We start from the raw sequence: 9,273 nt of genomic DNA, 5'->3' as shown, positions 1-9,273 counted from the left end.
CCCCCCCCCCCCCCCCCCCCCCCCCCCCCCCCCCCCCCCCCCCCCCCCCCCCCCCCCCCCCCCCCCCCCCCCCCCCCCCCCCCCCCCCCCCCCCCCCCCCCCGCCCCGCCCCCCCCCCCCCCCCCCCCCCCCCCCCCCCCCCCCCCCCCCCCCCCCCCCCCCCCCCCCCCCCCCCCCCCCCCCCCCCCCCCCCCCGGCTGCTGCCGCACCGACAGCGGGTGTCGGTGCGGCGGGCAGTGGACTGCCGCGCGGGCGGTGCCCGGCAGGTGCTCGGACTCATCAAGCGCTGCGCCGCCTGAGGCTGATGGCGGCGAGGGTGAGCAGCAGCACGATCCACGCGGTGAAGGCCGCAGCGCCGATGGGGGCCTGGAGGTACTGATCGCTGCTGCGCAGGTCCGTGGCGTTCTCCATGGTGGAGGTCAGCCACCACTTCCTCAGCGCGTCGACCAGGGCGGAGCTGGGCAGCATCTGCAGCAGGATCGGCAGGACGAACAGGGCACCGAGCAGCGTGCAGATCGCCGCGGCCGCGTGGCGCATCGCGACACCGAGCGCCAAGCCGATGAGCGCGACTCCCACCAGCAAGTAGACGTTGGCGGCCAAGGCGGTGAGGACTTCACGGGCACCCGGGGAGAGGCGCTGCTCACGCTCGACGATCGCGTAGTTGACGGTCGCGAACGTCGCGGCGATGGCCAGACCCTGACTGGTGATCACCACTGCGGTGAGGACGGTGGCCTTGGCCAGCAGCACGCTCACGCGTCGAGGGGCGACGAGGAAGGTGGTGCGGATCATCCCGCTGGCGATCTCTCCGGTGATGGAGATGACGCCCAGCGCGGCCACGATCACCGTGGCGAGCTGCACTCCTGACATCGGGACGCTGAAGAAGCTCTGCGCGCTCTGCGCCGAGCCGCTGGCCGCGTCGTGCGCCAGCGCGGCGCTCACACCGACGCCGACGCCGACCACGACGAGCATGGCGGCCAAGGCGGTCATCGGCAGCGAGCGCACGCTGGTGACCTTCAGCAGCTCACTGCGCAGCAGGTTGCCGAAGCTGAGGCCGGAGGGTGTGCGGGTGGGATGGAGCGACAGGCGCTCGGTGGAGGCGCGCCACTGCGCAGGGTCGGCTGTTCCTGCGTGCTCAGCAGGCGCCGCAGCGGCGTGGGCTCTCGCCTGCTCCCTGACCTTCGCCGCTGCCGCGGTGCGGGAGTGCGGCGCCGCGCCTGCGGCAGTGTGCTCGTGGCGAAGGCGTGCGGCGCTCACGCGGCTCCTCTCGGCCTGACCAGCGCCAAACCTTATTACTCTTTTGGAGTTACGGCTGTTGCGCTGACAGCGTAGCGCCGGGTAGGGGATGCGCCTAGCGCCGCGTGCCCGCCGGTGCACGCGCTGCAGCGTGCAGGTGCTCGCGCGGGTGCCGGGTGCGCTGGTCGACCTCATCGCCGGCCCGCCCGGGCGCCGTCGCCGCCGCGCGCTCGTACGCGCGCCCTGCGGCGGCGTTCACCGGCGGCGGCCGCCAGCAGCAGCAGGACGAGGGCGCCGGCCAGCAGCAGCCGACGCCCGTCCAGGCCCGCCCCTGCCGCCTCGGGCAGGGCGAGGGTGATCTGCGGCCCGGCGGGCAGGATGACGTGCAGCTCGAGCAGCTTGCCCAAGACCTTGTCCCACAGCGCCGCAGCCCCGCCGAAGGCGAGGAACAACGCGGCCACCAGCACCAGGGTCATCTTGTCGTCGTCGTTGCTGCGGGTCGGCTCGGACGAGGTGCGCAACGGGGACCTCCAGGTGCGGGTGCGGGATCTGCGGCGGCTGGATACAGGCTTGCTGCCGGTGGGTACCGGCTTGTTGCCGGCGTGCGCACGGGGGCGCTGGGCGTGTGCACGCCCGGCACCGACGTTGCGGCGCTCGCGTGCTGGCGCGCACGCACTGCCGCACGGCGGTGCTCGGTGAGGAAGCCGGCGGGCAAGAAGGCGCAGGCGAAGGTGAGCACGAGCAGCGCCGACAGCAGCGCTGAGGTGCTGCCGTCGCTCATGCGTGCACCTGCTGCCGGCTGCTGCGGCTGGTGCGCGAGCGCTCCGCCTGCGGGTGCAGCCAGCGGGGCAGCAGCCAGGGGCGCTGGTCGTTCAGGTGGGCGATGCGCGCCTGCTCGAGGGTCCGGTACACCTGCGGGTGCGCCCACTGCGCGTAGCCGAAGCCGGCGCTGCTCGGCTCGGGAGCGGTCAGCTGCAGCGGTTCGTGGGCGGCGGTGCGCGGGCTCATGCGCTGCAGCAGCTCGTGGTCGGCGGCCCCTGCGCTGCCCGGGTCCGAGGTCCAGACGACCTGCGCCTTGACCGGCAGGCGGTGGGCGTTGGAGCACACGGCGCGCCCGGGCACCCGGCCGCTGAACTCGGCGCCGATGACGCTGTGCCACATCAGCTGCGACTCCAGCGCTGAAGCCTTGCCCAGCCAGACGCGCTGGCCGAAGTGCTGCAGGGTGCCGACAGCCTCGGGTGCGCAGTGGGCCGCGCGGACGGCGAGGTGGATGCCGACGCCGCGTCCCTCGCGCAGCGGGTGTTCCAGGGCAATGAGAGTGGGTGAGACGGCCGGGTCCGGTGGCTCTGCCTCATCGGTGTCGGCGCGCGCGCTCAGGGCCGTTGCCTCCGGCGTGCTGGCGGGGTGGTGCCGGTGCCGCCGCGTCTGCGGGTGTGCTCGACGGCACGCTCGGTCGGCGACGAGCAGTTCACGGGTGGCGCGGCGGGAGGCGTCGTCCTCGTAGCTCCAGGCGTAGTGGCACCAGCCGCGCAGGTCGGTGAACTCGTCGATCGCCAGCAGGAGCGGGGTGTGCTCGAGCTGGCCTTCACTGGCGCACGCCTGCGCGTGGCGGCGTTCCATCTCGGCGTGCAGGGCGTGGACGATGGCGATGGCGGCGTGCACCTCGCCCTGGCCGGCGACAGCCTGCACGCCTGGCCACTCGCGCAGCGACTGCAGGCGGGAGTGGGTGGGGTGGATGAGGAAGGCCGCTCCCCCGGCCGCTGTCCACCCCATCACCGCTGCGCGCAGGGCGTTGGTGCCTCCCGATCCCTGATGGCCGCCGATGAACAGGTGCGCATCGGCGCGCGGGCGCCAGGTGCGCCACCGCCCCTCGTCGGTGCGCGCCAGCAGGACCTCATCGACGCTGGCCGCCTCGGCGCAGGCGCTGGCGCTGCTGGCTGCGGCGGAGGTGGGGTTGGGGATGGGGGTGTGGAGCGTGGCGGTCGTTGTCATGACATCACTCCGGGTCCGTGCGGGTGGGTGGAGGGGTGGGTGGAGGGGTGGGTGTGGGACAGCGGGAGGCGGTGCTCTGCCCGGTGCTCAGCGCACGGCGTGCAGCGGGGGACGCTCAGGGGCTGCTCGCGCGGCGCGACTGCCGCGACGTCGGGGCGTGCCGGTCGAGCGCGTGCCGCTGGATCCGCCGGCGCGGCGGGGCGAGGTGGGGGTGGTGTCCTCGCGCTCGTCCTGCTCGGGTGCGTCGTCGAGGGGGTGGCGGGCGGTGACCACGGCGCTGGCGTCGACGGTCAGCGAGCCGGCGCCGTCGTCGTCGTCGCGCCAGTCCAGGCACCGGGCGTCGTCGTCGTCGAGGTCGGGTGCCGGGTCCTCCTCGAGCACCGCCCAGTGGTCGGTGTCCTCGTCGAGCAGGACGAGCATGCCCGCCTCGAGCTCGTCGACGGTGAGGTCCTCGGGGCTGCCGTAGCCGGCGAAGGCGTCGAACTCGTCGTCCTGGTCCTGCTCGGCGTCGTGCTCGCTGTCGTAGTCGCTGTCGTGTCCGGTGGCGTAGCTGAGCGCGACGTCCGGTGCATAGCTGGCCTCGGGGTCGTCGCTGGTGGTGCTCCTGCCGCGCGGCCCGGTGGTGCTGCGGTGCTCGAGGCTGACGAAGCGCGAGCCGGCGGGCGCCTTCTCCACGATGACGGCGCCCTCACCGTCGAAGTCGTCGGCGGCCCGCGTCGAGCCGGCCGCATCATCAAGCCCGTCGACCTTGTCGAGCTCGTCGGGCTCGCCCGCTTCGACGTCGTGGCCGGCGCCGAGCAGCAGCGCCGGCGCGAGCGTGGAGCGCGGCGCCCGCTCCGGGTGCAGGGCCAGCGGCACGATGCGCGCGACGTGGCGCAGGTAGTCGGTGCTGGCCGGGCCGCCGGTGGAGCTGGTCTGCAAGAAGGCGCTCGCCCACTGCCCGTAGCGGGGCTCGTCGAGGTCGCTGCTCTCCTGCACGTGCGGGGCGATGATGACGAGGCGCTCGTGACGGCGCTGGCTGGGCAGCAGGCTGCGCAGGATGGCGAGGTCGCCGGTGTGCTCGGCCCTGACCTTGCGCGGGTCGGGGGTCCAGAAGGTCTGGATCTCGCGGGGGCGGTCGCCCTGGTCGAGGGTGATGCCGCGGCCGCGGATGCCCTTGGGCACGGAGACGGCCGCGGAGGGCGAGTCCCACATCATCATCGAGCCCTGCGGGGACAGGCGCCCCAGGCTGACCCGGGCGCGGAAGTTGTCGCGGCAGTTGTGCGTGGGGATGAAGCTGCGCCCGGCCAGGTACAGGTGGCTCGGTGAGTCCACGGTGATGCACCGCACCGGCACGGAGGGCACCGGCTCGACGGCGACGACGTAGCGCTGTCGTGTGGTGGCGCGCCGGGTGTGGGCCAGCGCCGGCTCCAGCACCTTCTGCTTGCGGCCGATGCCGAAGACCTGCCGGTCGGGGGTGAAGGAGACCACCCACACCGGGCGCAACGTGCACCCGTGGGCGACGGAAGTGACGTGCTCCTCGATGCCCGCGCCGCGGGCTTGGCGCACGGTGGGGATGAAGCCGAGCGAGGCGGCCAGCTCCGCCACGGCTTCGATCAAGCGGCGCTCGCAGTTGGTGAAGGTGACCTGGTCGGAGAGCACCTCACCGGAGCCCCGGACGGCGCACGTGCCGTCGGCGTCCAGCAGTCCGGCGAGCAGCTCGGCGCGCTGCCGCGCCGATGCCCGCAGGTACACGGGCGGGACGTGCTTGTTGTGCAGCAGGTCCAGCTCGCGCAGGGCGCCGACGAGGGTGTGCCGGGTCGGTCCACCGCCGCGCTCACCGGTGCTGATGCCGTAGTTGAAGCGCGCGTAGTGCCTCACCCGGTACCCCAGCACGCGGATCCGCTCCAAGACCTCCTCGTCAGCGGTGGCGATCGTGGCGGCGGCCTTGTGCCCATCACCGAGCCAGTAGCCGAGCAACCACGGGTCGATGGGCAGGTCGGCCTCGGGCAGCACCAACGGCGCGGCGACCCCGATCGACCAGGTGGCGCCGTTGTCGTGGCGGCGCACGGTGCGCGCCATCTGACCGGTGGTGACGATGCGCGCCCCGGCCTCCCGCCAGCTTGGCGCGGGTGAGGCCAGCTCCTGCCGCAGCACCGCGATGAGGTCGGATCGGCGGTACGTGCGGCTCCCGAAGCGGCCTGACTCACCTTCGCGGTGGCCCACGCTGGCCAGCTGCCAGCGGCCGTCGTTGATGCCCAGGCGCAGCAGCGTGAGGCGGCCACGACCCAGCTCGCGCTCGAACTCGCTGACGCTCACCACGCGCTCGTCCTCGACCAGGGTGGCCAGCTGCGCGGCCAGTTCAGCGTGAGCCGACCACCGCTGGGCACGGGTGAGCGAGGTGGCGGCCACCGCGTCGCCCGCGCGCTGCGCAGCGGTGCGCGCCGCCCACAGGTGCTCCTCGTCGGCGACGATGCTGGAGCCGTCGGAGAAGCTGACCCGGTAGCACGGGCGCCCGTGCGCGACGTCGGTGGTGGCGCTGACCCGCACTGAATGCCCGTCCTCGCCCAGGACGTGGTCACCGACCTCGATCTGCCCCATGGTCGTCCACCCCTGCGGGGTGGGGATGGGCGTGTCGATCGCCAGCGCCTCACCGGAGAGGAAGTCCGCGTCCGGGCGCTGGGTGCCCAGCACCAGGTGGGTGCGGGCGGTGCGGCCCTTGCGGGCGATGGACTTCACCTTCTCCAGCACAGGCGCCCTGCTCGGGTCACCACCTTTGCCGGTCACGCGCACGCGCGCGTACCAGTCGGTCAGGTTGCCGTAGAAGTCACGGAACTCGTCCAGGAAGAGGACGACCGGCTCGAAGTCAGACTCGTGCGCGCGTCCCTCGACGATCGCGGCGTACCTATCCTCCATGATCTGCCACACCGTGTGGATGACGGCCACCTGCTCACCGACCGTGGTGGCCACCGCACGCACGTTGGGCCACTCGCGGAAGCCCAGGAACTCCACGCCCTTGGCGTCGTTGACGAAGACCGGCCAGCCCCAGGCGGTGATCTCGGTGAGCACGCCGTGCAGCAGGACGGTCTTGCCGGTACCGGTGGCGCCGACGACCATCAAGTGCGGGTCGATGGCCGGCTGCCAGGTGCTCAGGTGACCGTCCTCATCGACGGCCAGCTCGATGGCGACCTCGTCGTAGTCGCGCAGGACGTCCAGGCCGTCGCGCTGCGGCGGGGCCGGGTGCTCGATGCGGGTGGGCAGCGTGGGGCGGATCTCGAAGCGGACGGTGTCGTCCTCGAGTTGCCACAGCGCCCGCCAGCGGCCGGGCAGCATCGCGGAGAAGGTGCGCTCGATGCGCGCGCGCTGGGCGGGTCGTTCGATGCGCGTGCCGGCCTGGTGCTTGACCGTGACCGCGTGCAGCTGCAGCTGGCCGTCCTCGTCGAGCTCGTCGGCGAAGGTGGGCACGAGGGTGGCGGTGGCTCCGAGCATCTCGCGGGCGATGCGGGTGGCGCGCTCGACGGCCGGGGTCTTCGCAGCGGTGGTCTCCAGGCTCTCGGGGACGCGTCGTAGCTTCAGCACGCCGCGGCGCGCGTCGTGCTGGCGGATGGCGTACTCCTCACCCAGCAGCCGCTGGGCGGTGGCCAGCACGTCCTGGCTCCAGCTCGGGTGGTCGGTGTTGACGCTGCCGCGGTTATAGCTCAGGCGCAGGCGCTCGGGGGCACCGATCCAGCGTCCGCGCCAGCGCGAGGCCTTGACGTGCTCGCGGGAGGGCTCGCGCAGGCCCAGCAACGGGGTGAGGGCTTCGCTCAGGTGGTCGATCAGCCATGCGCGGCGCTGCGCGCGGACACCGGCGATGGCGCTGAGCAGCGCGGCGGCCTCCAGGGCGACACCGCCGGGCACGCCGAGGGCGTCCAGGTGCACCAGGGGGGCTCCGGCGTAGCAGCCCACTCCCCCGCCGGCCAGGCCCAGCGCCCACACCGGCCAGCTCGGCGGCAGCGGCTCGAGGCCAGCCACGCGCGTGACCATCGCCGGCGCGGTGCGGGCAAGGCTCGAGGATGCCTCGCCCGCGAGCGCCGGTGAGGTCGGGTGGGGTGGTGCAGTGACGCGTGCGGCACTCAGGGGGTAGGCCACAAGTGTCTCCTCGGTCGTGGTCAATGGGGGTGCTTCTATACGGAGTAGGTGCGATCGGGACCGATTCCGGACAGGCGACTTTCGAAGAGCTCGGGCAGCGCGCGGTGTGGTTGGTGATACGCGATGACGCGCGTGGGCTGTGCCAACGGGAGCGCCGGCCACTCGGTCGCTGGCGCACCGTGGATGTGGCCGCGGCGCGGTGAGGGAAGAAGAGCTGAAGAGGTGTCCGAGGAAGCAGCAGGTGCAGCTGCTATCGCGCAGGCCCTGCGGTGGCACCCTCCGCGGTGTACTGACCTCACGTCGCGCACTCAGCGGCAAGAGGTACGGCGCCAGGCGCCGCTGCGCGCAGCTCGCTGGACTCTCAACGCGATCGCTTACAACACTTTTCACTATGACTTGCGGAGCCGCTGCGGCGGTTCAAAGCTGTGTCCTGGCCGAGGACGCAGTGCCGGAGCTGGTTCAAGAGCTGGTGCCGGAGGGGCTATGGCGTTGCCCTCGGTGACGCCCTCGGTGACCAGGAAGGTGCACAGACCATTCCAGGTGGACCAGGCCCGGCCAATGGAGGCGCGGGCGTGGTCGTGGGCGAACTAGGCGAAGGCCTGGCGTAGCGCCTTGAAGCTCAGGTGCTCGACGCGCAGCTGCTCGGGCTCGATCTCGAGGACGTCGGCCAGGCGGCGCGCGAGACCAGCGACGTCGCGGCGCAGAGTCGCGTTGGCGTTGTGAAACTGCTTGCGGGAGGCGCGCGCGGCGGTGGGGCAGGGGCGCCAGGGACCCAACCCGGAGGGGCCGGGAGACCACCTGACGCACCCAGCCGGCACCAGTGCGTGACCCGGGGCATCCGGACGTGATGGTGACGTGTAGCCCCGCATAGACCGTACACGCCCCGACGGAGCCAGCTGGGCGCACGGGCCGGGCGCACGCTGCTCCCCGCCGCGTCGTCTAACAACTCCTTTCACTATGACGTCGAGAGTTTGCGGTAGCAGATCAGCGTGCACACCGGCTGCAGCAGCCCCAGGTGCAGATCCGCCCGAACCTCGTAGCGGATCCGCAGTCACTTGAACTGGTGCAGCCAGGCGAACGTCCGTTCCACCACCCAGCTAACACGGCCGAGTCTAGAACCGTGAGCGACGCCGCGGCGGGCGATGCGCGAGACGATGCCGCGTTCGCGCAGCGCTCGGTGGTAGACGTCGAAGTCGTAGCCGCGATCGGCGTAGAGGTGACGCGGGTGCAGGCGGGGGCGGCCGAGGACACCCCGGATGGTCGGGAAGGCATCGACCAGCGGTAGTAGTTGCGTCACGTCGTGGCGGTTGCCGCCGGTCAAGGTGACGGCCAGCGGAACGCCGTTGGTATCGGTGAGCAGGTGGTGCTCGGATCCGCTGCGGGAGCGGTCTACTGGTGAAGGGCCGCTGTGACCCCCTTTTTCAGCGCCCGGACGTGGGAGCCGTCCACGACTGCGGCCTGCAGGTTCAACGTGCCTGCGGCATGCAGCTCCTTCAGCAGGACTTGGTGCAGGCGCGGCCACACGCCCGCTTCGGTCCAGTCCCGCAGTCGTCGCCAGCAGGTGACTCCCGAGCAGCCGAGTCGGTCGGTGGGGACTTGTGCGCCCAGGTGCAGTTGGTCTTCAACACCACAACGATGCCGGCCAAGGCGGCGCGGTCATCGCGGGGCAGTCGTCCTGGATGGCGAACGCGGCGCGGCGGGCGTGGTGGCAGCAGCGGCTGCACCCGCTGCCACAGCCCCTCCGGCATCAGCTCCGGCACTGCGTCCTCGGCCAGGACACAGCTTTGAACCGCCGCAGCGGCTCCGCAAGTCATAGTGAAAGGAGTTGTTAGTCCGCTGGAGCTAGCCGCCGGGCGCAGATCAGCGTGACCGCCAGCCGCGCCAGCGCGGTGATCGTGACCGCGCTGCGGTCGTAGCGCAGCGCCAGGCGCTTGCAGG

The 9,273-nt window shown here is 72.6% G+C and carries 5 protein-coding genes and 1 pseudogene; all 6 read right to left on the bottom strand.

Annotated elements, in window-relative coordinates:
• Positions 1–279: 279 nt before the first annotated feature.
• Positions 280–1,254, bottom strand: a complete 975-nt coding sequence (locus ACRYMN_RS20155) for a hypothetical protein (protein ID WP_432499080.1) — start codon at positions 1,252–1,254, stop codon at positions 280–282.
• A gap of 170 nt (positions 1,255–1,424) precedes the next feature.
• Complete coding sequence (locus ACRYMN_RS20150) at positions 1,425–1,754, bottom strand: hypothetical protein (protein ID WP_432499077.1); 330 nt, start codon at positions 1,752–1,754, stop codon at positions 1,425–1,427.
• Between the two features lie 256 nt (positions 1,755–2,010).
• Positions 2,011–3,225 carry a hypothetical protein gene (locus tag ACRYMN_RS20145; RefSeq protein WP_432499075.1) on the bottom strand — a complete coding sequence of 405 codons (1,215 nt, stop codon included), beginning with the start codon at positions 3,223–3,225 and terminating at the stop codon, positions 2,011–2,013.
• 87 nt (positions 3,226–3,312) lie between these two features.
• A complete protein-coding gene (locus ACRYMN_RS20140; RefSeq protein WP_432499072.1) occupies positions 3,313–7,218 on the bottom strand; it encodes an FtsK/SpoIIIE domain-containing protein in 3,906 nt (1,301 codons plus the stop codon).
• Positions 7,219–7,922: 704 nt separating this feature from the next.
• Positions 7,923–8,111, bottom strand: a complete 189-nt coding sequence (locus tag ACRYMN_RS20135; RefSeq protein ID WP_432499070.1) for a hypothetical protein — start codon at positions 8,109–8,111, stop codon at positions 7,923–7,925.
• A 179-nt stretch (positions 8,112–8,290) separates the two neighbouring features.
• Positions 8,291–9,083, bottom strand: a pseudogene (locus tag ACRYMN_RS20130) (IS5 family transposase).
• Between the last annotated feature and the right edge of the window lie 190 nt (positions 9,084–9,273).

This window comes from Kineococcus gypseus (assembly GCF_050871305.1).
Classification (GTDB): domain Bacteria; phylum Actinomycetota; class Actinomycetes; order Actinomycetales; family Kineococcaceae; genus Kineococcus; species Kineococcus gypseus.
This window is presented reverse-complemented; position numbering and strand designations above follow the sequence as displayed.

Bases quoted from the DNA above. Each gene is read 5' to 3' on its own strand.
- ACRYMN_RS20145 (WP_432499075.1), bottom strand. From the start codon at position 3,225: ATGACAACGACCGCCACGCTCCACACCCCCATCCCCAACCCCACCTCC.